Here is a 26,922-nt window from a genome sequence, read left to right on the forward strand (position 1 = left end):
TCCTTGAGTTGCACCATACACCTGCTCTGTCAGAACAGTGCAAATATACTGAAATTCTGTTTATCCGAACAGTATTGGCGCATGGCCGACCAGACCAGTACTAACTTTTGCCGATGATAGGGGCGTTGCTGGGCGAATTGGCTGGATTCAATCAGCAGTACTGCGGTGTCCTGGCGCTGGTGGTCACAGCTGGCTAACGCCGCTTGCTCTGGCCACAACTGATTGCCTAAAACCCAAACCCCAATGGTCATAGCTGTTCGTCCTAACAACGCCAGCTTTATTGTGACGCAGCTGACCCAAACAGTCGTTGACCCAAAAGTTGCAACCCCAACAGCGCCAACCCCAAGGCCGCGAGACCAAACACCCCCGCTCCCAGGGCGACCATGCCCACCACCAGGGTCCGTACCGCTGCGGTAATATTCACCACCGCCGGGTTGTCGGAGAGCACCGGCTTGGCGGCAAAGGTGGCGGCAATGGAGAGGGTGAGGCGATAGGCCAATAGGGCAATGGTGCCCGCGATTAAGGAGCCGCTGAAGCACTTCAAGACTTTTGCGATCGGGGCTGGGGTGCCCTGATCAGGTGTGGGGATATCGTCGGCCATACAGTACCATCTCTGTTCTACAGCTATCCTACTGGATTGTTACCCTAGTCACGTTTCGAGCTGAATGCCAGTGGAGGTAAAGGCCGCCGTCCAGACCCCCAGGTCAGGATCGGGGATCTCGACTTTGAGCTGTTGGGCCATGGTCTCTGCGGCTTCCTGGGAGTCTACCAGGGTAAACACGGTAGGCCCCGACCCTGACATCAGGGTGCCCAGCCCTCCTAAAGACGCCATGACTGTCTTCAGATGGGCGGTTTTAGGATGGGCGGGCAGCACCACTTTCTCTAAATCGTTGGACAGATGCTGGCCAATGGCGCCCTTATCCTGGTGGCCAATGGCGGCTACCATGGCCCCCGATCGCACCTGCGATCGCCGTTGTTCAAACCCGGCAGCATCAACCAGATAGCTGTCGCCAAACTCGGCCCGGTAGGTCCGGTAGGCCCATGGGGTAGAGACAAATTCGCTGCCATATTTAGCCAGCACCACGTGCAAGCCATCCACCCCATGTAATGGATCGAGCAGTTCCCCCCGTCCCGTGGCGATCGCCGTGCCGCCGCTAACACAAAACGGTATATCTGAGCCCAATTCGGCCCCCAGGTTTTGCAATTCCTCTTGGGTTAACCCCAGTTGCCACAGCAAGTCTAGCCCCACCAACACGGAGGCCCCATTGCCAGAGCCCCCGGCTAACCCAGCCCCTACCGGAATCTGCTTCTCTAAAGTAATTTCGACGCCGCCCAGTTTGGCTATGATTCCTGGAAAGCGGTCTGCCAGTAGGGCAGCGGCCCGATAGGCCAGGTTGGTGTCATCGGTGGGCACCAGGGGATGGTCGCAGCGCACCCGAATCTCGTCGACGCCGATGCTGCGCACGGTAACTCGATCGGCCAAACTGATGCTCTGCATCACCATAATCAGCTCGTGGAAGCCGTCAGGGCGATCGCCGACGATTTCCAAATACAAGTTGATTTTGGCGGCAGCCAGCAGGGTGTAAAGACGCATGGAAAACTTGGGACACTGCTTCAGGATTGTATCGCCAGATCACCACCGCGATCGCGTTTCAGTCTCGTTGCCGAGATTAGGTGGGTGGCGAGGCCTCGCTGTTTACCCTGAAGACATTGCATTTTTAGGTGGCGCTGGGGGCATCGAAGCCGGTGAGCACAGGTTTGCCATCGCGCCAGATGACGGCATAGTGGCCCAGGCCAATTGCTCCTTAGCGGTTCCGCGTAGCGCTCCTCCAAATCCTTCACCCGGTTCGCCAGTTGCTGCGTCACCTGCTCAATTTCGGCGGTAACAGCTCCCCTCAGCGTGGCCTGCCACTTATCTTCCACCACCAGGGTATCAACGCAAGGCGGGAAGCATACACACGGATAGCTCTGTGTATCAGTCTTAGACGATGCCCTTCGACAGGCTCAGGGCGAACGGTTTCAGCGCGCTCGCCCTGAGCTTGTCGTTCACGAAGTGGCTCCCAGAGGGAGCAAGCCCATTACTGACGCAACCTGTCCCGGCTTAAGTTGATACCCATTTTCTACGAAAGGAACCAGATAGACATACTGGTTAATGGCAAGAGCAAATATTCTTAGCGAAAAGGGGCAGGATTGCGCCCGCCCCTTTCATTCAACTATCCATCCAGGGATTACTCAACCCCTTCGATGCGGTCTTCCACTTCCTGGTAGAGCTCTTGTAGGCGCTCCAGATTTTCATCACTGGTTTCCCAGTAGCCGCGCCCATTCACCTCCAGCAGGGTCGAGACCATGCGACGGAACGAGTTGGGGTTGAGATCCATCAGCCGCTTACACATCTCCGGGTCTTGGATGAAGGTGGAGTTGGCATCTTCGTAGACCCAGTTGTCTACCGCCCCAGCGGTCGCTGACCAACCCATGGTATTCACCAATCGCTTGGACAATTCCCGTACCCCTTCGTAGCCGTGGGACAGCATGCCCTCGTACCACTTGGGATTCAGCATTTTGGTGCGGGCATCCAGGCGGACGGTTTCCGATAGGGTGCGCACCTGGGCGTTGGCGGTGGTGGTGTCGGCAATGTAGGCCGACGGCGCTTTGCCATCCCCCCGCAGGTTAGCCACCACTTTAGTGGGGTCAGAATCGAAGTAATGGGACACATCGGTAAGGGAAATCTCCGAGGAGTCCAGGTTTTGGAAGGTGGCTTCCGCTGTCTTTAGGGCCGACTCAAACAGACCCCGATTGCTGTCCATAATGCCGGGGTTGTCGGAATTGAAGGCAAAGGACTTGCGCTTCAGGTACATCTCTTGCAGTTCGGCTTCGTTTTCCCAGGTGCTGTTTTCTACCGCCAGGTTGACGTTAGAGGCATAGGAACCAGAGGCGTTGGAGAAGATCCGGGTAGCGGCCTGACGCAGGTCAATACCCATCTCTTCGGCTTGCTGCAGGGCGTGCTTGCGGACAAAGTTCATCTCCAGGGGCTCGTTGGCTTCGGCGGCCATTTTCACCGCTCGATCCAACAGGGCCATCTGGTTAATGAACAGATCCCGGAAGACCCCAGAACAATTGACCACAATGTCAACCCGAGGCCGCCCCAATTCCTCTAGGGAAATTAGCTCTAGTTTATTCACTCGGCCCAAGGAATCGGGCACGGGCTTCACCCCGACAAACCAAAGCATCTGGGCCAGGGATTCACCGTAGGTTTTGATGTTATCAGTGCCCCACAGCACGGTGGCGATAGTTTCGGGGTAGGCCCCACCGTTTTCCTGCCGCTGCCGTTCTAGCAGGCGTTCTACCACCAGTTTGGCTGATTGTACGGCCGCCGTCGTGGGAATGGACTGAGGATCTAACGCGTGGATGTTCTTGCCCGTGGGCAGTACATCTGGGTTACGGATGGGGTCGCCACCGGGGCCGGGGAGAATATATTCCCCTTCCAAAGCTTGGAGCAGACCGCCCAGCTCGTTGTCGGCACAGACTTGCTCTAGGCAAAACTCCAAATATTCCATCAGCGGTTTGACCGCTTCACTGTCCACGTTTTTGTAGCCCGCATCATTCAGGGCTTTGATCCAGGGTTCTTTGCGGCCAATGTTGAGGAAGTTGAGCCGCGACACCATGGTCACCCGTCCTTCGGCGTCGATCTGCTCGTGCACCAGGGCGGCGACGGCGGCCCGCACCCCCTGATTGATGTCGTATAGCAGTTGCACGTCGTCCAGGTGACCGCGATCGCTATTACTGTAAATGTCGTCAATATCGCGATCGAGGCTCTCAGCAATAATCCGCTGCAGGCTCTTGATGCCATCCTCATCGCGATCGAGGCCAGCGATGTTGACCAGGGTGGCGATCGCCTCTTCAGCCGTAGGGGGTTTACCCACCACATGTAGCCCGCAGGGCAATAGCCGTGACTCAATCTCCATCAGCTTGATGTAAATTTTGCCCACCAGGTTATCCCGCTCCTCCGCAGACAAGTCGCCCGCATCGGCTGCCGGCAGAGGGACGTCCCGATCCAAATTGCAGACCCGCGCCGTCTCCACGATCGCATTGACAATCTGTACCGCTCGACCGCTTTCCTTATTGCCCTGGTAGGAAGCAATCAACTCGCTCAGTTCCTTTAACCCCTTATATAACCCGGCATTTTCAGCGGGGGGGGTTAGGTAGCTAATGATTTCGGCGTAGCCTCGGCGCTTAGCGATGGTGGCCTCTGAGGGGTTGTTGGCGGCGTAGTAGTAAAGGTTGGGGATACTGCCGATCAGGTTGTCAGGGTAGCAGGTACCAGACATGCCCATCTGTTTACCGGGCATAAACTCCAGAGAGCCGTGGGTGCCAAAATGTAGCACCGCATCCGCCCCCCAAATTTTGTTAAGGAAAGTGTAATAGGCGGCAAACCCATGGTGGGGGCTAGCGGAGCGGGAAAATAGCAGCCGCATCGGGTCGCCCTCGTAGCCAAAGGTGGGCTGCACCCCAATAAACACGTTGCCAAAGGCTTTACCGTACACCAACATATTTTCGCCATCGGTGTTCAGGGTGCCTGGCGGTGGCCCCCAGTTGTCTTCCAACCGTTCGGCATAGGGGGTAAGGGCCTGATACTCCCGTACCGGCATGCGGTAGGCAATATTCAACTCTGGGCTGGCATACTGGGCCTGGGCATCGTGGATCACCTCTTGCAGCAAGGCCTCTGGCGAGTCGGGCAGATCCTGGACGTCATAGCCATTCCGCTTCATCGCCTCCAGGACTTTATAAATGGAGCCGAACACATCCAGATAGGCGGCGGTGCCCACATTGCCCTTGTCTGGAGGGAAGCTGAACACAGTAATGGCCAGCTTTTTGTCCACCTTGGGCTTGCGCCGCAGGGTAGCCCACTTCATGGCCCGCTGGGTAATGGATTCAATCCGGTCTTGTAGGGAAATGGCCCGACCAGTGAGTCCATCGCGGCCTGACAGTACAATCGGCTCGATCGCCCCATCTAGCTCCGGAATCGCCATCTGTAGCGCCACCTGAATCGGGTGCAGCCCCAGGTCACTGTCTTCCCACTCTTCGGTGGTTTGGAAGACCAGGGGTAGGGCCACCATGTAGGGTCGGTTAAGACGCTTCAAGGTTTCGATCGCTTTGGGGTGATCTTGGCGAGCCGGGCCACCCACTAGGGCAAAGCCCGTCAAGGACACCACTGAATCCACAATCGCCTTCTCAGGATTTAGGGGATCAAAGAAATAGGCATCCACCGGTTTAGAGAAATCTAAGCCCCCAGCAAACACTGGAATCACCTTAGCTCCCATGTACTCAAATTCCTGCACCATGGCGACATAGTGGGCTTCGTCGCCAGTTACCAGGTGGGTACGTTGCAGCACCAGGCCGATGGTAGGAGCCAGGGGATCCTTAAGATCCTCAGAAATATCACGACGGGAGCCGTACCAGTTCAAGTACTCCTTAATATCCTCAAACATGGTGGGAGCCATGGGGTGCCAGATACCCATGTCAGGGTAGGTGACAGGCTCTTCGTACTCCAGGCTACCTTCCCCCTGGGGGGCCCCTTCAATCGGCTTGTCGGTGATCACATAGCGATCGGCCAACATCAGCAAAAAGTTTTCCAGGTTATCGGGGGACCCCCCCAGCCAGTATTGGAAACTCAGCATAAAGTTGCGGGCATCCTGAGCCTTTTCCACCGGTAGGTACTTCAAGACCTTAGGCAGGGTGCGCAGCAACTTTAACATGGCATCTTGAAAGCCAGCCCCAGAGTTTTCTTTGCGCTTTTTCATGAACGAGGCGATCGCACTCTTTGACTGACCCAACTGGGCCATGGAAAAGCTACCCATCTTGTTCAGGCGCATCACCTGGGGCATGGAGGGGAAGCACACCGCCACATCCAGTTGATCGCGCACAGGGGTGACCGCCTCCACCACCTTGTCGGCCAGATCTTCAATAAAGATGAGCGAAGCAATGAATATATTGGCATCGGCCACATCTTGCTTAAACGCCTCGTAGTTGTTGGCGTCCCGTAGTTCTTCAATTAGGTAACCATTCACCTCAATAGCCACCTGGGAATTGTTGGCATTGATGGCTCGAATGGCTGAGGACAGAGCACTCTGATACTGAGGCTCTAAAACCACATAGACCACTTTGACTAACAACCGCCCGTTCAGTTGCTCGGGGGCAATGTGTCTCACAGTGGGCTTGACGTGGGTGAACATGCAGTAAAACTCCTTTTGCTGCTAATGCTGTGGGCGAACCAGCCATGACACCGGTTTCAACCGGCCGTTTGACCGGCTTTGACCACCGAACAAAACGTCATGAAGAAATATTTCGCAATGGAAGCAAAGTCAAAGACCTATACATGTTTGTATCAGAAAACCCTGTGCCATAAGGCTTAGGGGAGTCAGGCGACACAAATTGAAATATACAGGCCAGCGCTCTGTAAAGAAAATTTACAGTGAATCAGCGGTGGTTGTCTCATTTTTGTTTCAAAACGTTAAATAAAATCTGGTCAGATAAAATATTACCAATCCATCCCCCTAGCCCAGGTCTGGGCTGACTCAGAATTTAGGTCACTTCAGACAAAGTTAGACCGTTAGGGAGTAAACCCCCTGGCCCATCACAAATGCCTACTGAACCAGACTGGTAAACTCGGCTCGCTGGCTTAGGTCGGCCTGACGGCACTACCCACAAGGGCCTGCTGATAGGTTTTAATCGCCATGGTGATATTGGTCTGCCGATCGCCCCGTTGGCGATCGCTGTAGGCTGCTGCTAAACGGTTCAGTACCCAACTCCAGGCGGGTGTATTGGCCGGAATCATGGGTAGGGCTTGCTCGTAAGCAGCGATCGCCTGCTCTAGGTTTTCATCTGGATCCCCGATTGTCCGCTGCTCATAAGCCATTCCTAGGCCGGTCAGGGTAACCGGCCAAAGGGTGTTGTCTGGGGTTTGAATGGCCCGAGCCTGGCGATAAAGATGAATGGCTTTTTCCAAGTTATCTGCCCGGTTCCCTTGGCGGCGATGGCGATAGGCGGTGGCCAAATTATTGATGGTGGTGGCCCAGTCACTGGGATCGGCCGTCGGGGTGATGTGGTCTAGGGTGAGGCTATAGACCGCGATCGCCAGCTCGATCTGAGCCACTGGGTCGGTTAACGGGCATTGCTGCATAACTGTGCCAAACGTGGCCATCACCCGAGTCGCCAGCCCAGGATTAGCGGGGTAAGCCTGTAACCAAGCGTCGGCGGCCACGGGTAGGGCCGATAACAACTGGTCCAAAGGGGCTTGGGGGGGATGGACTAGCAACCAGCGATGAATCACCGGCAGATCTCCTTCCGCTTGAGCAATGCCTTGCCAACAGGACAGCAGCCAGGCAACCGATGGATGTGAAGCGGGTATTTGCATAGCAAGTTTCCAAACACTGAATACTGAATTAGGAACGTTGGCCCCATCGTCGTGGCCAGTCGTGGTTTTCTATCGCCAAGGGCTAGGAGATGATCTGTAGGGGCTGACATGTCCTCAGCAACGGGGCGGTGGCGATAGGGTCGGCTTCAGACCGGCTAGCCGCCATTCCCTAAACCCTGAGCCACTTTCTCAAGTGGGCGATCGCAACAGGGCTCTCGATATCAGCACAGAATCAACACCGATCTCTCAGGGATTTACTGAAGCGATCTCAGGTATCTCCCGATACAGGCTAAGACAAATCACCACTAGGGTAGGGATAGGGAAGGATCGTCTCGCGTATCGGTGCTTCCTGACAGGCCAAGTTCACCCCAGCTATCGACGGTCCTCGTCATGTCTAACCTCGAGCTCACCCACCTAGCGACTACCCTGGATCACTCATTACTCTGGGGTTTAGGAGATGACCCCGTAGCCGTGTCCCAGGCGACTACCCTGCAAACGGTCATTGCCCATTTAGGGGATGAGGCCCGCAATAACAGTTGTGTCTTGGTGGTGCAGAATGAGCGCCTGGTGGGGCTCGTGACCGAACGGGATGTGATTCGCCTGATGGCCAATGGGGTTGCCTTAAATCATTCCATCGGTCAGTACATGACCGATTCCCTGGCCACCCTATCGGTCGATCAGCAGCTGAATCCATTGGCTATCTTGAACCTGATGCGACAGCGGCAAATTCACCACCTGCCCTTGGTGGATGATGATCATCGCCCGGTGCGGCTGATCACCACAAATTCCTTGCAACAGGTGCTGCCACCGCCCCATGTGCTGAAGCTGCAAACGGCGCGATCGCACATGATTCATCATTTGGTTACAGCTAAAACCACAGATTCTGCCCTGTCCGCCGCCCTGTCCCTGGCCGAATATCAGGTCAATAGCATTGTGGTGGTCAGTGGCCCTGAGGATGGCCCTGCCATAGTAGCAGGGCTGGTGCTGCGCCAAGATGTGCTGCGGTTCCAGGCGCGTCAGCTGGATTTGGCTGAACTGCCGGTACAAGCGATTATGCGGGATGCTCAGTTTTGCCTGAAACCGACTGATTCCCTCTGGCTGGCCTACCAGGTCATGCAGCAGCGGCACTTACCCTGTTTGCTGGTGGTGACGCCCCAGCAGCAGCCTATCGGCATGATTACCCAGGCCGATCTGCTCTCCAGTCTTGATCCCAGCGAAATACAGAACTCCTTTAGTCAGCTGTGGCAATCGTTTCGCCGCTCTGACAGCGAACAGGTTACCCTTTGGAAGAGTCACAACTCTGAACTGGAGCGGTTGGTCCAGACTCGTACTGAACAGCTGGAAGAACAGGTCAAAGGCGATCGCCTCTTGACCACCTTGACCCAGCGGATTCATGAATCTTTAGATGCCCACGACATCCTATCGACCACGGTGTCAGAGGTGCGACAACTGCTGCAAGCGGATCGCACCTTAATCTATCAATTTGAGACGACGGCCCGGGGGACAGTCGTAGAAGAAGCCGTCATCCCCCCCTGGAAACCGCTATTAGGCCAGGTGATCAACGATGACTGCTTTGACAAACATTGGGCCGAAGCCTACCGGTATGGGCGGATTCAGGCCGTAGACGATATTGAACAGGCTGGGCTGAGTGCTTGCCACATCACCATGCTAAGCCAGTTGCAGGTGAAAGCTAATTTGGTTGTACCGATTGTCTGCGATCGCAAGCTATGGGGCCTACTGGTGATTCACCAGTGCCGTGGCACTCGCCGCTGGCGCGATTGGGAAGTTCGCCTGATTGAACAGCTCGCCCGATCTGTCGCCATCGCCATTCGCCAATCGGAGTTGTACCAACAGTTGCAAGCGGATTTAGAGGCCCGCAAACAGTACCAAATTCATTTACAGCAGCTGAATGATGAATTAGAACAGCGGGTCGAGGCCCGCACCGCCTCCTGGCGACAGGTGACCGAGCAACTGCAGCAGGAGGTCGACCAACGACGGCAGGCCGAAACGGCTTTGGCCAAGGCCAATCAACAACTGCAAGCGGTGCTAGATGCCGTACCCGCCATGGTGTCTTGGGTAACAGTCGATGGTTATTACCTGGGTTGCAACCACCGCCTAGCGGCTGCGTTTAACCTCACCCCAGCCGATTTTATTGGCCAGCCGGTGGGCTTTTTGAATCAGCCTTCATCCCCCTTCGGAACGTTTGCAGATCGCTTTTTATCCGGGTCTAACGACACCGCCAGTGAGGAAATTCAGTTTGCCGTCAACGGGGTGGCCAACCATTGGCTGTTGGCGGCCCAAAAGTACGACCAAGGTAAGGCAGCGGTGTTTGTGGGATTAAATATTAGCGATCGCGAGCAAGCCAAAGCTGCCCTGCAAGAAAGTGAACTTAAATTTCGCAGCCTGGTGGAACAAACCAACGACTGGGTTTGGGAATTAGATCAGCAGCTTCAGTTTATGTATGTGAACCCCAGGGCCACAGAAATCCTGGGCTATGGGGCTGAGGCCATTCTGCAGCGGGGCTTTATCGACTTCATGGCCACAGATGAGGCGGTGCGATTTAGCACCATTCTTAGCTATTTCACCCAGCGGCAAGCCCCCTTTACCCAGATCGAAGCCACCTGCCTGGGGCCGAACGGCGAGCCGGTAGTCCTGGAAATCAGCGGCTCACCGATCTTTAGCCCCGAGGGGCGGTTTCAAGGGTATCGCGGTATTACCCGCGACATCACCGAGCGCAAGCAAATTGAGCTGGACATTCGCAAAGCCCTCACCAAAGAGAAAGAACTGAGCGAGCTGAAAACTCGGTTTATTTCCATGGCCTCCCACGAATTTCGCACCCCCCTGACCACGATCATGGCCTCTGCCGAAACCCTGGAACGCTATCGACATAAATTTTCAGAAGAGAAACAAGTGGCCGTCCTAAAACGGATTCAAACCTCAGTCAATCATGTTATTGGTCTGCTAAATGATGTGCTGACGGTGGGCAAAGCCGAGGCAGGTAAACTGGCTTACCAGCCGGAACCCTTAGATATTCAACAGTTTTGTCTAGAGCTGATCGACGAAATTCAGTTCGCCCAGTCTCCGCCGATTACCCCAATCAAGGCGGTGTGTACCGGCGAGTCATTCCAGGTAATGGCAGATGAAAAACTGCTGCGTCACATGGTGTTGAACCTGCTGTCTAATGCGGTCAAATATTCCCCTGACCATACCCCCATCACCCTAGAACTAGACTGCCGCGATCGCCAAATTACTATCCAGGTCACCGACCGGGGCATTGGTATTCCCACTGAGGACCAAGTCAAATTATTCGAGGCGTTTCATCGAGCCCATAATGTGGGCAATATCTCGGGTACAGGGCTGGGTCTGGTCATTGCCAAACGAGCAGTACAGGCACACCAGGGGCAGATTGCCTTTGTCAGCGAGCCCGGCGTTGGCACCACGTTTACGATCACGCTGCCGCTAGAACGGGGAGGTGATTCATAAAGCCCATCTCCTAGGTGGCGACTACTCATTTTTGAATGATTTGAATGATTTGAATGAATTAATTAGTGTGTTGGAGATAGAAAAATGGCTAAAATCCTAGTAATTGAAGACGAAGCGGGGGTCCGCGACAGTATTGTTGATATCCTAAATGCCGAAGATTTTATTGTCGATAGTGCCACCAACGGTGAAGAGGGGTTGCAGCAAATTCGAGATTTCCATCCAGATCTGGTGATTTGTGATGTGATGATGCCCGTCTTAGACGGCTATGGGGTCTTGCAACAGGTGCGTCAGGCTCCTGATTTAGCCACCCTACCGTTTGTGTTTCTCACCGCCAAAGCCGAACGGGTCGACTTCCGTAGCGGCATGGATTTGGGAGCTGACGACTATCTGACTAAACCCTTCAGCCATGATGACTTACTCAGCATGATTCATGCCCGGTTGGGGGCTCAAACTGCGGTCGCCCAACAAACTGAGGCCCAACTCGATGCTCTGCGCAGTAGCATCAGCACCGCCCTACCGCGGGAGCTAGGCAGCCCCATGCGAGAAGTCTTAAAGCTATCAGCCAATTTGGCCGAACAGGCCCCCCAGTTGTCCCCCGACGAGGTGACTACCATCGCCAAGGCAATTCACCGCAGTGCCCAACGCACGGCCCGCCTGACCCAAAACATCATGCTGTTTGCCAAGCTAGAGCGCATGAGCCGCGATCGTCTTTTCCCAGGCACCCGCAGCCCTCAACGCACCGAGCAGGCAGATCAAGTGATCATCGATGTGGCTCAAACCCTAGCCGCCGACTACCTAAGGGACGATGACCTCGATATCACCCTAGAGCCGTTATCGGTGCCCATGTCTGAAGCCCAACTGAGAAAAGTCTGTGAGGAGTTAATCGATAACGCCTTCAAATTCTCGCCCATGGGTACCCCCATCAAAATTTTCGCCACCACTGGCGAGGGCACCGTCACCCTCTACGTGATCGACTATGGCCAGGGCATGACCCCAGAGCAAATTGCCCACATCGGTGCCTATCTACAGTTTGATCCCGAGTCTGAACAGGCCCAAGGGACCGGCCTAGGCCTGATCATTGCCAAGCGCATGATCGAGCTTCACCAAGGGGATGTGCTGATTGAAAGTATCCCAGGGCAGCAGACCATTGTGCGAGTGGCGCTGCCAGAATCGCCTAGCCCCCAAGAATAACCCGGCCGTCCACCGCCCCAGCCGCGATCCAGCCATCCCCCCGGCTCGATAAGCCCCCGAATGCCCCCCACGTTCTACCATCACCACGCTGCCAACAGCACTTCAACCACCGCTGAATTTCTGCATCGATTCAGCGTCCAGCATCAACGCCATCATCCTTAACTCCAAACAGGATATTTATTCACCATCAGGGCCATTTATAGGGGAGGTGTGTCGCATGACTAACTCTACCCACCTCATGCATCTCAAACGCAATGTTGAACACTGGAATCGCTGGCGGACAGAAAACCCCAGCTTACAACCTGACTTAAAAGACGCTTACTTATGTGCTGCGGCCCTGAGTGCCGCCAATCTCAGCCACAGTCAACTCACAAAAGCTGACTTATACTCAGCCGATCTATGGGGGGCAGACTTAAGTGGTGCTGATGCCCGGGCCGCTAACTTCAGCAGCGCCAACCTAATTGCCGCTAACCTCACTGCCGCTAACCTGGCCGAAGCCGACCTGATTGGTGCCAACCTCTCCCAGGCCGACCTTAGCCAAGCCAACTTACACCAGGCTAATTTAAGTATGGCTAACCTGGCTGGGGCCGATCTCAGCGCAGCTGATTTAACCGGGGCGAATTTTAAGGGGGCTAAACTGACCAACGCCAAGTTGTCCGCAGCCCGGCTGACTGGGGCCAATTTGACCGGCATCATGGTCACTGATCTAGATATCAGCCTAGTGGCCAACCTCCAGCAGGTGATTTGTGACCATGTCTATGTACTCTCCTGTGTGCCCCAAAGCCACAGCCCAGATACCAACCCCACCAACACCTATACCACTCACTTTCGGGCTGAGCTGCATCAGTTCTATCAACGCTTTGTCGCCACCTGCGATCACCTCAATTCGCCGTTTTATCGAATAGCCTGGCCCACTGGGGCCGCATCCCAGGGACCAGAAATTGCCATCCAATCGGTAGAGCGCCAGGCGGATGGGGGCTTTCTAGTGCGGGTTGGGCTCTCCAGTCTAGGGGCTGCTGTGCCGGCCACAGCGCCTAAACCCAACTATCAGCAGTTAATCAGTACCCTGGGGCGCGGCGATTACTACCGCCAGCAGCTGCAGCTGAAAGAGGCACAAATTGCCACCTATCAACGGCAAAACGACGAGCTGCTGGAGTTACTGAAAGCCATGAGTCGGCAAAACGTTTACGTCCAATCTGTTTCTGTTTTGGAGAATAGCATCATGACCGGTGTATCTAAGTACGATCTACGCGGTGCCAATATCGGTAGCTTTGCCGACACCATTGAAGCAGGGGGTCAGCAACAATCTGTGCAATACAACCAACACAGTATGGACACGGTACCCGACTGGAATGTGGCCATTGAAATGGAGCAAATTTTTCAATACTTGTCCCACAAGGCGGCCCAAGTGCCAGCCCACCAGCGACCTCAGGTGGTAGCCAATGTGATCAAGAAAAAAGCCTCGACTAATCCTGACTTTAAGGCCCGCTTTCTGAAGGCCGTGGAAGCGGGTAGCAGCGAATTAGTGCGGGTTTTTACCAAAAATCCTTATATCAGTGTGCCCATGGCGCTGGTCAAAGGTTGGGTGTCAGCCACCTAATACTGCCTGGCAGAAGTATGGCCACCGTTGCTACAGGTTTCGGGTTCTAGGTTTTAGGTGTCAGGAATGGTGGGCCGACGTATGCCGCAGGGTAAGGGCGCTCAATCAAAAAATCAGGACAGGAAATGTGACTTAGGGTTCACGGTACGTGGTTTAAGGCGAGCCGTGAACCGTGAACCGTAGACCTTGCACTGTAAACCGTGAACCCTGTCAGCCCGACATCGTTAACTTGGTAAGCCCCTAAGTCCCTGAGGTAAAAATTCGTTAGATTGTAGATATTGCCATTCTCAGTAGACTATCTCAATCTGCTTCCCTATGACCTCTGCTACCGACTCATCCGCCACCGATCTCGCGGCCCAGTTGCAGGCTGCCCTAGACTTGGCTCGCCAGGTGGAAACCCACAGTCAGGCCCAAGCCGCATTCCAAACCCTGCTGGCCGACGTTCAGGCCCAGAACCCAGAGTTGGCCTCCCTGTTTGAGCAGTTGTGGCAAGCTCACATCCGCAGCCAGCGGTCATCTCGCTTTTGGGAGCAAGTATCTGAAGTGGAAAAGGGACTGTCAGATCGCCTGACGGAAAGCCATATCCAGCTTAAGCAGAACTACTTACGATTGATGCAAGAGCAATAACGATGGCTGGCCTACCCCCTGGACTGTTGATTCGCACGGGCAAGTTTGTCTGGACCACGATGTGGCGCACGATGATGGCCCAAATGGCTCCAGCCAGCGACAGCGGTGATTACCAGCGTCCGACCAGTGAGTTTCGGAGCTGGCTGGATGCTGATGGCCCTTACCCCCCTGAGGCCGATCGCTACAGTTTAATGGTGGGGTTGGGCTGTCCTTGGGCCCATCGCACCCTGGTCACTCGTGCCCTTAAGGGGCTCAATAATGCGATTGGAGTGATTCTGGTGGTGCCTTCCCCAAACGAGGGCTGTTGGGTGTTTGAAACCCCATTTCAGGGCTGCCGTACCTTGCCAGAGCTCTATCGCCGGGCCAAATCGGGCTATAGCGGGCGCTCCACGGTGCCAGTGCTGTGGGACGGGGTCACCAACACCATCGTCAATAATGAAAGTGCCGACATTATTGTCATGCTGGATCGGGCCTGCCATCATCTGGGTACCAATGCCGATCGGGTGCTCTATCCTGACGACTTGCAAGCCACCATTGATAGCTGGAACGATCGCATCTATACAGCCATCAACAACGGCGTCTACCGCTGCGGCTTTGCCCAGACCCAGACCGCCTACGATCGCGCTTGTGCCGCTTTATTTGACCTGCTGGATCAAATTGATCAGACCTTGGCCCAACAGCCTTACCTCTGTGGTGAAACCGTCACCCTGGCGGACGTGCGGTTGTTTACCACCTTGTTTCGGTTTGATGTGGTGTACTACACCCTGTTCAAATGCAACCGTCGGCGGATTCAAGACTATGCCCACCTCGGACCTTACCTGAGCCGCTTGTATCACTTGCCTGGGGTTGCCGCCACTTGTGATTTAGAGGCCATAAAGCGGGACTACTTCGGTAATTTATTTCCGCTCAACCCGGGGGGAATTATTCCGGCGGGGCCAGACCTCAAACTTTAGGCGATATGAGTGAACCAGGAGTAGGGAGGCCAGGGCAACAAACCTGTGATTAGCCTAGGCTCAGCTTGCCTGCCCCTTTATAAGGATGGGTTGCCCCAAAAAATTCCCAAGACCTGACTTGTGGCTATAGCCAACCCCCCCGGTGACCATGCTAGAGTCGTCTGGAATTGCACAGGATGAACTATGCCATTTCCCAGAGCCAGCGGTATTTTGCTGCATCCCACCTCATTGCCCGGTCGGTTTGGCATCGGTGCCCTAGGCCAAGAGGCCTATCAGTTTATCGACTTTTTGGCGGATACCCAACAGCAGCTCTGGCAAGTGCTGCCCTTGGGGCCTACGGGACATGGCAATTCACCGTATCTGGCTTATTCATCAATGGCTGGCAACCCACTTTTGATTGGCCTAAAGCAACTGTGCGATCGCAATCTGCTCTACCCCGACGAACTACACGACTTAGAACAACAGCCCGCCGACTGGGTTGCCTTTGACGATATTATTCCAGTTAAAATGCGGCTGCTAGAGCGGGCGGCGAGCCGGTTCAGCAATGTGGCCTCCGACCAGGACCGGGCTGCCTTTAAAGAATTCTGCGATCGCTGCCACTTTTGGGTTGACGAATTTGCCTTCTTTATGGCCCTGAAAAATACCCACGGTGGCGCCAGCTGGACTGAGTGGGAACCCGACCTGGCCCGCCGCGAGCCCCACGCCCTAGCCGAGTGGCGCGAAAAGCTAGCCAGCGACATCTTTTGCCAAAAGTTCTTGCAGTTTGAATTTCACCAACAGTGGGGTGCCCTGAAGCGCTACGCCAATGAGCGGCAGATTAAAATTGTCGGCGACATCCCCATCTATGTGGCCCACGACAGCGTTGACGTGTGGGCTTACCCCGAAAACTTTATGATCGACTGGGAAACTCTGGCCCCAGCCCAGATGGCTGGGGTGCCCCCAGACTACTTCAGCGAAACCGGCCAGCTATGGGGCAACCCCACCTATAACTGGGATGAACTCAAACGCAACGACTTTGACTGGTGGCTGCAGCGACTCACCGCCTTGCTAGACTACGTCGATTTGATTCGGGTAGATCATTTTCGCGGGCTGCAAGCGTACTGGGCTGTGCCCGCTGGCGAAACTACCGCCATGAACGGGCAATGGATTGAAGCCCCAGGGGCCGAACTGTTTGAAACTGTGAAACAAAAGCTAGGTAGTCTCCCCATCCTGGCGGAGGATCTGGGGGTGATTACCCCTGACGTCGAAGCCCTGCGGGACCAGTTTGAGTTTCCGGGCATGAAGATTTTGCACTTTGCCTTTGGCTCAGATAACAACAACCCCTACCTACCGACTAACTACGTCCACAATTGCTTGGTCTATACCGGCACCCACGACAATGACACCACCGTCGGCTGGTTCGACAAACTCTCTGACTACGAACGGGGGCGGTTGTTACTGTATGCTGGCTGCGTATGCCCTGAAGGGATTCATTGGACCATGATTCGTCTGGCCCTGATGTCGGTGGCTAATCAGGCGATTATCCCGCTCCAAGACGTATTGGGCTATGGCAGTGACTGCCGCATGAATACCCCTGGTCAGCCCAATGGCAACTGGGCCTGGCGCTATCGCTCAGAAGCGCTCACCGACGACATGCGTCACCGTCTGCGCGAGTTGACCACCCTGGCTAACCGAGCACCGATTCCAGGGCAGTAGGCCAGAAATGGTATGATCTGAGCCGTTTTTATTGCCGGGTTCTCCTTGACCACTGCCTTTTCTTTCCAATGCGATGCTTGCTGTAGCCATACCCAGGCCCGAGCTGGCACGTTTCACACCCCCCATGGTCCCGTGCATACCCCCCGATTTATGCCTGTGGGTACCCTGGCTAATGTCAAAACGGTGACCCCAGCCCAGCTGGCGACCACGGGGGCCCAAATGGTGCTGTCTAACACCTATCACCTGCATTTACAGCCCGGCGAAGACATTGTGGCCGAAGCCGGGGGGCTACATCAATTCATGGGCTGGAATGGTCCCATGCTCACCGATTCGGGGGGGTTTCAGGTGTTTAGCCTGAGTCAGATGCGAACCATTACCGAAGCCGGGGTCACTTTTAAGTCTCCTAAAGATGGGCGGATTATTCACCTCCAGCCAGAAACCTCAATCCAGATCCAAAATGCCCTAGGGGCCGATGTGATCATGGCTTTTGATGAGTGCCCCCCCTACCCATGCAGTTACGAAACCATGAAAGCCTCCACCGAACGGACTGGGCGGTGGCTACGGCGATGTATTCAGGCCCATCAACGACCGGATCAGGCGTTGTTTGGCATTGTGCAGGGGGGTGTGTACCCTAATTTGCGCCAATCGGCGGCACAAGATTTGGCCCAGCTTGACTTACCGGGCTATGCCATCGGCGGGGTTAGTGTTGGCGAACCTCCATCGCTAATCGAGTCGATTGTCAAAGCCACAGCCCCTCACTTGCCCGACCATAAACCCCGTTACCTGATGGGGGTAGGCACCTATCGGGAAATGGCCCAGGCGATCGCGGCGGGGGTAGACCTGTTTGACTGTGTGATCCCGACTCGGTTGGCGCGGCATGGGGCCGCCTTGGTGGGGGGCGATCGCTGGAATTTAAAAAACCAGCGGTTCCGCCGTGACTATACCCCCCTCGATGCCACCTGCCCCTGCTATACCTGCCAAAACTTTTCCCGGGCCTACCTCTGTCATCTGATTCATGCCAAGGAAATGCTGGCCTTTACCTTACTATCCATCCACAACATCACCGAATTGGTGCGCTTCACCCAAGCGATGCGATCGGCCATTCTAGCCAATCGATTTACCCAAGACTTTGGCCATTGGTTAGGTTACAACCCTGTGTCAGCATCCAGTGCAGAGACCTTGCCGTGATAAAATGCTAAAAAATTCTGCCAAATTCAAACTGCAGTGGGGTCTTCCCTGGGCAAGTGCCTGCTTTTGCCCCCGGGCCAAGTTTGTGAGGCTGTTTTGTAAGGCTGTGTATAGAGAGGGTTTTAATCGATGGATGTCGTAATGCTGCTAGCGAAGCTTCCTGAGGCTTATTCCTTGTTCGATCCCCTGGTGGATGTACTGCCGATTATTCCAATATTTTTCTTGCTTCTGGCCTTTGTATGGCAAGCTGCCATTGGCTTTAAATAAGCCATCATCAACATCCACCCATGTTGGCTAAACTCCCCCCTTGATTACATCGGCACTAACCAATCGATCAAGGGAGGAGTTTTTAGCATGAAGCATCTCCAAGAGTAAGCGACACAGCCAGCTCCGATTCAATCAAATCACTACTCAGCCGAGGTACCCTGAGCGGCTGGCTCAGCTGGATCGTCCGCCGTGGCTGCATTGGATTCAGGGTTAGACTCGGGAGTCGTGGTCTCGGGCTGGGCCTGGTCTGGGGTGTTAGATTGGGTTGGGGTGACTGGAATTGGCACAATCTCTTGGGTCCGGTCAATGGTGCGATCAATAATCGTGGTGTCTTGGGTCGGGGCCTCCGACGTGGGCGGTTCAGTTGTGCCAGGGTCTCCTGGGTTACCACTGTCCATGGCTAAGAACGCTATACCCCCTACCACAGCAGCAATTAAAGCCAGCAAAAAGCCGATAAATACTCCACTGGCAGCACCATTACTGGCCCGAGCCTGGGCCTCTTGTTCATAAAAACGAGCATCTCGATCTCTTAATTGTCGCTGCTGAGTCTGTTCAGCTGACATGCCATGGACATAGCCATCTCGATAGGCCACCTCATCCGGGGTGACGGGGCGAGTCTGAATCGAATCTACAAACTCGCGATCGGTTCGATCATCGATATTTGAATCGTTTTTATTATGGTTAGTTCTCATGGGTTAACCCCTATCATTAAAGACTAACCAGTAGAATAACAGCCTCATACTCAGTCACCTTCTATCCAAAGATAGCTAATCTTATTTGGCTTTAACCAGATAAAATCTTGAGACCTATGTCAATAGTTAGAGCTCAGTGAGCCAAGCTTTAGCCCAATCTTGCTACAAGTAGAAGTCGCCCTCGGCAACACTCGCAGCGACCAACAAAGGGACAATCTCACGTATCTATACCAAGTCCAGACCTGGAGTTTTCCCACAGGCAGAACTCCAGGTCTGGACTTGGATCTGGTTTATAACGATCGCCGCTGTGGTTAGGACATGAAATTCTAATCATGCTTCTAACAATTGTGAGCCAATAGACTTCAGCATCAAACTCATTTCAAAGAGAGAGAACCATCATAAAATCACTCTCAAAGCTAGTCATCACTTAATCAGATAAATCAGTTTTTACAGAGATTCCAGGGGCTGCTGTGTATAAAAAAAGCGACGCTTATCAGAGAACTTACGGATAGATTGTTTTTGTTAATCTAGGCCTCATAAATCTGTGTCAATCTTGTAAAAGATGCCATGACTATCTTTGACTTCCCCAAAAAATTGTTTTGATAGACGAGAGCGTCATCATCGGAGTTGCATCTTCACCGACTGCCTGTGTCTATCTCGGATCCCTGAGTTTGCACGGCCTTTTGTCCCCCTGCAAAACTGCCCTATGGTTGCCCCCTCTCCTGATGACCCTTGCATTTAATGTTAGGGAGTACACCAATAGTTATGGCTAATTCTGCACCCACCCCATCTACAGACACCCAGGTCGGCGTATATGAATGTGAAATTACGCTGCGGTTTCGCATCCTGGAAGAAAATCATGTCATGCATAATCGTGAGCATCTGCTAGAACTCTTGCTCGATGCGTTTTCCTACGGTAGTGACGAGTTTATTGAGTCATTGGCGGCTCAGGTGGAGGTGGCTGAGGTCTCCCCTGTGAGCGCTTCTCCCCTGATGAGGCGTCAACTCATTCGCCTGCAAAACATGGGTGGAGCCAAGTAGCTGGGCTGACTTTGCTGATGGTGATGTTGTTTTAGGCCAATATCTAGGCATCCCCTTGACGCTAACCCTTTCTGGCCAGATGGTGCCTGCGGTTGCTTCACCTTAGAAGAGCACCCCTGACAGCAGCGGGTTGTCCTGCTCAGGTTGTGACCTGACCTGGATCAGGTTAGCCGCTGTAAGCCAGTCCCTGTGCCTTTTTCCTCTGCTTACGGGTTATTTTTGAGGTCAAGCCTAAAAAGGTTTGACAAGGGTATACCACTTATCTATACTGAGAAATGTGAAAAACAGGCCCCCATCGTCTAGAGGCCTAGGACACCTCCCTTTCACGGAGGCGACGGGGATTCGAATTCCCCTGGGGGTATTCACCAGAGGTTCCGTAAGGGTATACATCCTGCGGAACTTCTCTTTTTAAACCTTATTGGGTTCTGCTTTCATCGCTGTACCGATATACATGACGCGGGTGTCAGTATCAAAGCGAGCCCGAAACAGCCCTGTTGACTGGTAGTAGCGATAGGCTGCTAGATGCTCAGCTATGGTACTGCCAAACAGGTTGAAGCCGTCAATTTGTATAGCCTGGAAGCGATGCTGGGCCAATAGATGCGTTAATTCGGCTGGGGTAATGAACTTATGCCAGTCATGGATACCACGAGGGATTTGCCTCAACAGATCTTCCAGCAGCCAGATCATGATCAGGCGCGATCGCAGGGTGCGATTAATTGTATCAAAGCAAAATAGGCCCCCTGGCTTTAGCACTCGGCTAATTTCGGCGATAGCCTGCTGGGGATCGGCCACATGCTCCAACACATCCACACAAATGACTCGATCGAAATGGCAATCGGGAAATGGTAACGCCTCTGCGGTTGCCACCTTATAGGTGATTGAGAAGTCAGCCGCAGCCCCATGGACTCGGGCTGCGGCAATACAGGCGGATGACGGGTCAATACCCCACGCCTGGGCTCCCCGTTGCGCCAAAAACTCGCCAGTAAAGCCGCCGCCACAGCCCACATCCAAAACCCGCTGCCCTGCCCACTGGGGTGCCTTCTGATCAAAGTAGTTAAACCGGAGGGGGTTGAGTTGGTTTAAGGGGGCGATCGTGGCAGCGGCATCCCACCAGTGGGGAGCTTGTTGATCGTAGAATGCCAAGTTGTTACGGGTTATCGGTTGATGGGACATGGAACCACAGGTTATGGATGTATCGATCATCATTCCCACATGGAATGAGGCCCGCTGTCTAGGGCGCACATTGAATGGACTGAGGATTTTGGACCCGCCCCCGAGGGAGATCGTGGTGGTCGATGGGGGCAGTATCGATGATACGGTGGCGATCGCCCAAGCCCTGGCCCAGCAGTATGGCTTGCCGCTGTCAGTGGTGCGATCGTCCGATCTGGGGCGATCGCACCAGATGAATTTGGGGGCGACCCGGGCATCAGGGCATAGCCTCTGCTTTCTCCATGCCGATACCCTGGTTCCCGACGACCTGTGTGCCCTCATCCAAACCACCCTGGCCCAGGACAATGTGGTCTGTGGCGGCTTTTTATCCCTGATGACAGGGACCTACACCACCCGCTGGGGGGTTTCTCTGCACAACACCCTCAAAACCTACTACGCCCCCCTGCTATTTCGGCCCCATTTATTTTTTGGGCGAGGCTTGCGGCTGCTGTTTGGGGATCAGGTAATGTTTTGTCGCCGCCAAGCCTTTCACGCCTGCGGTGGTTTCGATCCTGAGTTGCCGATCATGGAGGAAGCAGACCTGTGTTTGAAGCTGTGTCGGTTGGGGCGCATTCGCCAGCTCAACCGGGTTGTGCAGTCCTCAGATCGTCGGGTTGCGGCCTGGGGCTCCCTTAAAGCCAACGGCATATACTTGATGGTTGGCCTGCTGTGGGGTCTGGGGGTCCCGGCTACAACCTTGAAGCGATTCTATGACGAGGTCCGCTGATTTAAGCCCCAATCGTAAGGCAGGTATTGAACTGTAGCTGTATGCGGGACTAAGGGCAGGTACTGACTCACATAGGCTGGAATTGAGTCAGCAGCCTGTAAAAAATCAGCCTGATACCACTTAAAGATTTGGCTGCAGTATAGTACCTCCATTTGAGGGTCGTAACGCACCTTGTCAGGATTATGGATAAAGCGCTGGGCATCGGTATCCAGTTGAGCTTCCACGATGGTGGGGTAATAGGCCTCACTACGCAAGAGGGGGCAGCCTAAAGCTGCACAGACAAGGGCAAAGTGAATGCGCGGCTCCTTAAACTGAGGGCGCAAAATCTGATGTTCAATGGTATTGAGGCTCAACGATTGCCCATCTAGAACATAAATCGGGCGACTAAAAAATCTCAGGAAGCTGAGCCAGTTAGGGATGCCTATGCGTTTGGGACGAATCGAACGGATAGGATATCGCCTCAGCACCTGTTGAATCACGAGCGCATTATAGAGATTTAGCAGTAAGGCTAACTGCTCTTCCGACGACAGTGCCCCTAGGCTGATTGATGTCATCGACCCTAGCCAAGCATTCAGCGCATCGGCGGCCTCTAGCTGCCAGCGGCCATAGTCAACCTGTCCCTGGTTATCCACATAGGTCTGTAACAGAGTATCCCAGGGGTCAACATTCAGCATTGCGGTGGCCTTTTCTGATGAATTATAGTTGCGCGGGCAATGGATGCTCCAAGAGGGTGACGTAAAATTTAAATTGGGAAATTCCACATGGGCCAGGAGCCAGAATCCAGGAGCCAGAATCCAGTCCCTGCTTGTATTCTGAGTTCTATTCCAGGCATAAGTCCGGTCTTAAGAAATCCGCCTGGAGGTTGATCTGATATGCAAGGACCCGTTCTGAGCTGGGCTGAGTACCCCTATCTTACTCAACCCCTACGAAGGGTAGCTTGGTCCTGGATGGCTTGGTGGGTTAGGGTACGGTTCCCAACTGTAGAAACCCTTTCGCCCCAGAGGCTTGAGCTATGGCTGCAACAGGACTCAGCGCGTAGCCCCCTGCTGCTGGACGCCCGCACTGCCGAGGAATTTGCGGTGAGCCATTTACCCCAGGCTCGTCATGCCCCTAACTTAGAGGCTGCTCTGGCTTTAGATCTAGCCCCTCAGCACCCGATCGTCGTCTACTGTTCTGTGGGCTATCGCTCAGCCCGGTTGGCGGCCCAACTGCAACAGCAGGGGTTTACCCAGGTGCAGAATTTGATTGGTTCGTTATTTTTATGGGCCAACCAAGGCCGCCCCCTCCAGCAGAATGGGCAAGTAACCAGGGCAGTGCACCCCTACAACCTGGTGTGGGGCCTGTTGCTGGAGCCCCAGGTTGAACGGGGATGGTGACAATTTTAGGCACTGCGGGGCATGATTGGCACAGGGGAATGTTGCCGCCGCTGCAAAGTATGCATGTGATGGAACAGGTTCCAGCAATATTCCTCGGGTAGACCACAGGTGGTGGCCCCCCGCAGCACCACATTCAGGTACCAGTCGTTAGGGGCAATTTCTTCACTGAGCTTGTCCATGACCGTATAGGTGCGGGTCGGGCCATAGCAGCGATCGCCACACACCACCTCCACGGCTTCGTGATGATAACCTTCTTCCCGGTGATCGAGAGCGGCGCTCAGGCGCCAGGGCAAATGGTACAAAACCCCATGCACCGAGGCCCTGGGGTCAGGAATGACATCTAAAACGCCGCAATTGCGCAGGCGCGATCGCCGGAAAAACCCTAGACGATAGCCGTTCAATGTGGCTGGACCCACCACATAGGCATGGGTACTCTCCCCCAACGAACGCTTGAGATCAACCGGACACATACAGGACCCGTAGGCAAAGTAATAAAACCATTCCTCCTGGCGGTTGAAGCCAGATGAGCTATCGTTAGCTAAGGATATTGGGCTGGCCATAGCAGTGAATTGAGGGCGATCGCATAAACGTTAAAGGAAAAGCTTAATCTACGGTTTGCCGGTCGGAATACCGAAGATGAGAATTATTTCTCTGTTATATCACCTTATTTATCTTCTGGTAGGATCCTAGCTGACAGTCTTGATGAAACGTTAAGCAAACGTAAAAACTAACCAGCTAGACCCCAATCCCTAAGCGACCTGCCAGGCTCGGGGTTAACGGCAGTAACACCGTCAAGGTGAGAAACAGGGCTAACAATCCCAGTGCCGCGCGGGCGTCATTGGGCTCAGAAATGTCGTTAAGGCAGGGGCGTTCTAGATTGCGCTGCAAAAATAAAATCAGCACCGCCCAGTACAGGGCTAAAGGGTTGACCAACGACACTAGGGCCAGCACAACCAGCGTAAAGACGGTAGTTCTGCCAGCGGTTTTGCGGCCATAGATGGCCTGCACCACCCGTCCACCATCAAGTTGTCCGGCGGGCATCAGGTTCAGGGCCGTCAGCACCAACCCCAGCCACCCCATGATCGTAAGCGGATGAACATCCACCAGGGGCTCCTGTAGGGCTGCCCCTAACACCACCCGAGCTAAAGAGCCCACTAAAATTGACCCCTGAAAAAAGCCCGAAGGCACCTGAAAAGCACTACCGGGATGGGAAAGTACCAGCCCCAGCAACAGCATCGCCAACGACACTAAGCCGCCAGCGGCAGGCCCCGCCACGGCAATATCAAATAACACGCTGCGGCTAGGCAGCAGGGATTCAAACCGAGTGAGGCTACCAAACGAACCAATCTGCCAGGTGGGAATCACAAAGGGGGGGCTGAGGCGGATGCCATATTTATTGGCCATCACCCAATGACCAATTTCATGGCTGGCCAAAATCACCACCAGGGCAAGCAAAAACGGTACAGCGGCGATCCAGCGAGAAAAATCTTCCAGCAGATCAAAGCCCTGCAGAATTGCCCCCGCTTCTAGGCTGGTAAAGACTGTGACTAGGGCAAGCAGGCCCGCTAGCCCCCACTGGGTTGGGGTAGTTTTGGGAGGATCGGCGGTTTCGGGCAGCACCACCACGGTGGGTTTTTGGTCCATGTTTTCTACCAAGAACAGGCGATAGCGATCGCCAACCCGTTCTGTCAGCAATGTTGCCAGTTGAGCGCGGGTGGCGGCTGGTTCGCCCCGCAGATTGCCGCGAAAGATCGCCCCCTGCTGATAAGGAATTGTTTCGGTACGGAAGTAGGTATCAATCCCAAAGATGCCTTCAATTTGGGCTAGATCTTCTGGTGGGATCGCCAGAGTGTCATCTGTGGTGGATGGGTCAGGGGCGGCTGTGGGCTGGTCGCTTGCGGTGGTGTCGTTATCACTATTGTCACTCTCTGTACTCTCTGGAGCCGCCTCAGCGGCCATGGCCGGACGCTGGGTAGACAGTTGATCTTGCCCTATAGCCCTCAGGCGTCGCCCCAAAAAAATGTAGAGCCCAGTAGACCCTAACAGCAACACCAATACCCCGGCCAGATTGATATAGAGCCCCAGGGCAAAAAGACCAAAAAACAGCAGCCAAGGGACCATTAAAACCACCGATTGCAACCAGGCCAGTATCCCCACCTTGCCATAAGGACGAGCCCTGAGGTAACCCCAGACCAGAATCGCGATCGCCGCCAGCAGAATCAGCCCAGTCGTAACCATAATCTTGTCGCGTGTTACTGTCTTTCTTCTCTTAGGGCCAAGGGCATGCCTAATGCAATGACCTCACTCCCCAAGGCTTCCCCAGTCTACCGCTGATAGTGATGGCCAACCAACTTAGCCCAACAGGTAGGCACCAATGAACATATGCTGTTGCAATTCAGTTAGCTGTCCTAGGCGCATGATTCCATGCCTATCTGCCTAGGGCAGAAGTTATAAGATGGGACATTAATAGTCCAGTTCTTCTTCGTATTCAGTCACCTTTTTCCGCTGAGGAATATTCACCGGAGGAGCCTGATAGGGTTTGTCTTCTTCGCCCTCAGACCAAATATCATCCGTCACATCTTGAAAATCAGCGTCGTAGGCCGGTTCAACAGGTTTATTCCGGCTGTCATTCTGATCAAGCGCCGCCGCCTGATATCGCTCAGCCGATTGAGCTCGGGTCACTGGTTCTTGCACCAACTCGGGTTCACCCCAGCCCTGATCATGCCACTGCTGTTCTGCCGCCGGGGCATTAGCTTTGGTAAACTCAGCTGGAGCTTGGACCCCGGAGGGCAGCTGATTCGCGGTGGACACTGGCATAATGTACTCGCTGTCGGCATTGCGCTCCCAGGGGGCACTGCCAATCCCCAACCGCTCTAGCAGCCCCATGCTCAGCTGCACCAATTTTTCTTCTGCCCCTTCAAACACAATCAGGCGGTCGGGGCCGCTGCTGACCACTTCATCCACCGACAATTCGTAGGTGCTAATCACCTGGTCAGGAATTTGGGGCAACCCAAAAGAAGCAATCACAATCGTCTCAAGCCGACCGTTCGTGACATCAAACTTAAACCCTCGCACCCGCCCCAAGGGTTCCCCGGTTTCGGTAATCACCTCGCAATTGACCAGGGTACTGTAAGGGGCGACATTCACCTCGTCATCCAGTGCCGCCTCATCATCCACCAAAATCACATCCCCAATTTGGCGAATGGTGCTGAGGGGCATGATTTGCTGCGTCGTAGACGCTAACCCAGACAAAATATTTTCCCGGAGGCCAATGGCTACGACTTCCCGCTGATCTACATCAACCCAGACCTGACTGACTACCCCTAGCCGTTGGCCAGAATTACGGGTAATCACCTGGGTACCTAAGAAGTCAGAACGGAGACGATACTTGTCTAAGGTCATGTCGGATGCATCTCGTTAGCCGAGACAATATATCACTAGTTTAAGAAACTAAGGCAACGT

General features: G+C 54.3%; 21 protein-coding genes, 1 tRNA gene and 1 pseudogene. 12 read left to right on the top strand and 11 right to left on the bottom strand.

Annotation, left to right across the window (positions count from 1 at the left end; translation table 11 throughout):
• Positions 1-71: 71 nt before the first annotated feature.
• From E1H13_RS07505 to E1H13_RS07525, 5 genes and pseudogenes are all read right to left on the bottom strand, one after another.
• Positions 72-251 (bottom strand): annotated as a pseudogene (locus tag E1H13_RS07505) (cryptochrome/photolyase family protein); the annotation flags it as partial.
• Positions 252-277: 26 nt separating this feature from the next.
• Positions 278-601: a DUF3082 domain-containing protein gene (locus E1H13_RS07510; protein ID WP_169612793.1), complete on the bottom strand. Its 324-nt coding sequence runs from the start codon at positions 599-601 to the stop codon at positions 278-280.
• Positions 602-649: 48 nt separating this feature from the next.
• A complete protein-coding gene (ispE, locus tag E1H13_RS07515) occupies positions 650-1,594 on the bottom strand; it encodes a 4-(cytidine 5'-diphospho)-2-C-methyl-D-erythritol kinase (protein WP_169612794.1) in 945 nt (314 codons plus the stop codon).
• 634 nt (positions 1,595-2,228) lie between these two features.
• Positions 2,229-6,230 carry a magnesium chelatase subunit H gene (locus E1H13_RS07520; protein ID WP_169612795.1) on the bottom strand — a complete coding sequence of 1,334 codons (4,002 nt, stop codon included), beginning with the start codon at positions 6,228-6,230 and terminating at the stop codon, positions 2,229-2,231.
• 446 nt (positions 6,231-6,676) lie between these two features.
• Positions 6,677-7,411 (bottom strand): tetratricopeptide repeat protein, encoded by a 735-nt coding sequence (locus E1H13_RS07525; RefSeq protein ID WP_169612796.1) that lies wholly within the window; start codon positions 7,409-7,411, stop codon positions 6,677-6,679.
• A gap of 390 nt (positions 7,412-7,801) precedes the next feature.
• Between E1H13_RS07525 and E1H13_RS07530 the strand changes: the two genes are divergently transcribed.
• The 8 genes from E1H13_RS07530 to E1H13_RS07565 all read left to right on the top strand — a co-directional run bounded on the left by E1H13_RS07530 (position 7,802) and on the right by E1H13_RS07565 (position 18,415).
• Entirely contained in the window at positions 7,802-10,894 is a 3,093-nt protein-coding gene (locus tag E1H13_RS07530) for an ATP-binding protein (RefSeq protein WP_169612797.1), read from the top strand.
• Between the two features lie 84 nt (positions 10,895-10,978).
• The gene (locus E1H13_RS07535; RefSeq protein ID WP_169612798.1) at positions 10,979-12,085 is read left to right on the top strand and encodes a response regulator; all 1,107 of its coding nucleotides are present in this window, start codon (positions 10,979-10,981) and stop codon (positions 12,083-12,085) included.
• A 217-nt stretch (positions 12,086-12,302) separates the two neighbouring features.
• Positions 12,303-13,685 (top strand): pentapeptide repeat-containing protein, encoded by a 1,383-nt coding sequence (locus E1H13_RS07540; RefSeq protein WP_169612799.1) that lies wholly within the window; start codon positions 12,303-12,305, stop codon positions 13,683-13,685.
• A 315-nt stretch (positions 13,686-14,000) separates the two neighbouring features.
• Entirely contained in the window at positions 14,001-14,312 is a 312-nt protein-coding gene (locus E1H13_RS07545) for a hypothetical protein (RefSeq protein WP_169612800.1), read from the top strand.
• A gap of 2 nt (positions 14,313-14,314) precedes the next feature.
• Positions 14,315-15,265: a glutathione S-transferase C-terminal domain-containing protein gene (locus tag E1H13_RS07550; RefSeq protein WP_169612801.1), complete on the top strand. Its 951-nt coding sequence runs from the start codon at positions 14,315-14,317 to the stop codon at positions 15,263-15,265.
• Between the two features lie 183 nt (positions 15,266-15,448).
• Complete coding sequence (gene malQ / locus E1H13_RS07555) at positions 15,449-16,960, top strand: 4-alpha-glucanotransferase (RefSeq protein WP_169612802.1); 1,512 nt, start codon at positions 15,449-15,451, stop codon at positions 16,958-16,960.
• Positions 16,961-17,005: 45 nt separating this feature from the next.
• Entirely contained in the window at positions 17,006-18,148 is a 1,143-nt protein-coding gene (gene tgt / locus E1H13_RS07560; protein WP_169612803.1) for a tRNA guanosine(34) transglycosylase Tgt, read from the top strand.
• A gap of 129 nt (positions 18,149-18,277) precedes the next feature.
• Positions 18,278-18,415, top strand: a complete 138-nt coding sequence (locus E1H13_RS07565) for a photosystem II reaction center protein K (protein ID WP_169612804.1) — start codon at positions 18,278-18,280, stop codon at positions 18,413-18,415.
• Between the two features lie 140 nt (positions 18,416-18,555).
• Here the strand turns inward: E1H13_RS07565 and E1H13_RS07570 are convergent, their stop codons facing one another.
• Positions 18,556-19,107 carry a hypothetical protein gene (locus tag E1H13_RS07570; protein WP_169612805.1) on the bottom strand — a complete coding sequence of 184 codons (552 nt, stop codon included), beginning with the start codon at positions 19,105-19,107 and terminating at the stop codon, positions 18,556-18,558.
• 765 nt (positions 19,108-19,872) lie between these two features.
• Between E1H13_RS07570 and E1H13_RS07575 the strand changes: the two genes are divergently transcribed.
• Entirely contained in the window at positions 19,873-20,148 is a 276-nt protein-coding gene (locus E1H13_RS07575) for an Npun_R1517 family heterocyst differentiation transcriptional regulator (protein WP_169612806.1), read from the top strand.
• Between the two features lie 288 nt (positions 20,149-20,436).
• Positions 20,437-20,509, top strand: a tRNA-Glu gene (locus tag E1H13_RS07580).
• 47 nt (positions 20,510-20,556) lie between these two features.
• Here the strand turns inward: E1H13_RS07580 and ubiG are convergent.
• Positions 20,557-21,321: a bifunctional 2-polyprenyl-6-hydroxyphenol methylase/3-demethylubiquinol 3-O-methyltransferase UbiG gene (ubiG, locus tag E1H13_RS07585; RefSeq protein WP_206070185.1), complete on the bottom strand. Its 765-nt coding sequence runs from the start codon at positions 21,319-21,321 to the stop codon at positions 20,557-20,559.
• Between the two features lie 13 nt (positions 21,322-21,334).
• Here ubiG and E1H13_RS07590 point away from each other — a divergent pair, with 13 nt between their 5' ends.
• The gene (locus tag E1H13_RS07590; RefSeq protein WP_169612807.1) at positions 21,335-22,084 is read left to right on the top strand and encodes a TIGR04283 family arsenosugar biosynthesis glycosyltransferase; all 750 of its coding nucleotides are present in this window, start codon (positions 21,335-21,337) and stop codon (positions 22,082-22,084) included.
• On the opposite strand, the gene E1H13_RS07595 is transcribed toward E1H13_RS07590, so the two are convergent.
• On the bottom strand, positions 22,066-22,758 hold the full coding sequence (locus E1H13_RS07595; protein WP_169612808.1) for a DUF547 domain-containing protein: 693 nt from the start codon (positions 22,756-22,758) through the stop codon (positions 22,066-22,068). The genes E1H13_RS07590 and E1H13_RS07595 overlap by 19 nt on opposite strands.
• A gap of 198 nt (positions 22,759-22,956) precedes the next feature.
• Between E1H13_RS07595 and E1H13_RS07600 the strand changes: the two genes are divergently transcribed.
• Complete coding sequence (locus E1H13_RS07600) at positions 22,957-23,460, top strand: rhodanese-like domain-containing protein (RefSeq protein WP_169612809.1); 504 nt, start codon at positions 22,957-22,959, stop codon at positions 23,458-23,460.
• A gap of 5 nt (positions 23,461-23,465) precedes the next feature.
• Here E1H13_RS07600 and E1H13_RS07605 read toward each other — a convergent pair whose 3' ends face one another.
• The 3 genes from E1H13_RS07605 to E1H13_RS07615 all read right to left on the bottom strand — a co-directional run bounded on the left by E1H13_RS07605 (position 23,466) and on the right by E1H13_RS07615 (position 26,862).
• Positions 23,466-24,020, bottom strand: a complete 555-nt coding sequence (locus E1H13_RS07605; RefSeq protein WP_169612810.1) for a gamma-glutamylcyclotransferase — start codon at positions 24,018-24,020, stop codon at positions 23,466-23,468.
• A gap of 175 nt (positions 24,021-24,195) precedes the next feature.
• Positions 24,196-25,698, bottom strand: coding sequence for a site-2 protease family protein (locus E1H13_RS07610; protein ID WP_169612811.1), 1,503 nt, complete (start codon positions 25,696-25,698; stop codon positions 24,196-24,198).
• 225 nt (positions 25,699-25,923) lie between these two features.
• On the bottom strand, positions 25,924-26,862 hold the full coding sequence (locus tag E1H13_RS07615) for a PRC-barrel domain-containing protein (RefSeq protein WP_169612812.1): 939 nt from the start codon (positions 26,860-26,862) through the stop codon (positions 25,924-25,926).
• Positions 26,863-26,922 lie beyond the last annotated feature (60 nt).

The sequence above is a fragment of the Nodosilinea sp. P-1105 genome, assembly GCF_012911975.1.
Classification (GTDB): domain Bacteria; phylum Cyanobacteriota; class Cyanobacteriia; order Phormidesmidales; family Phormidesmidaceae; genus Nodosilinea.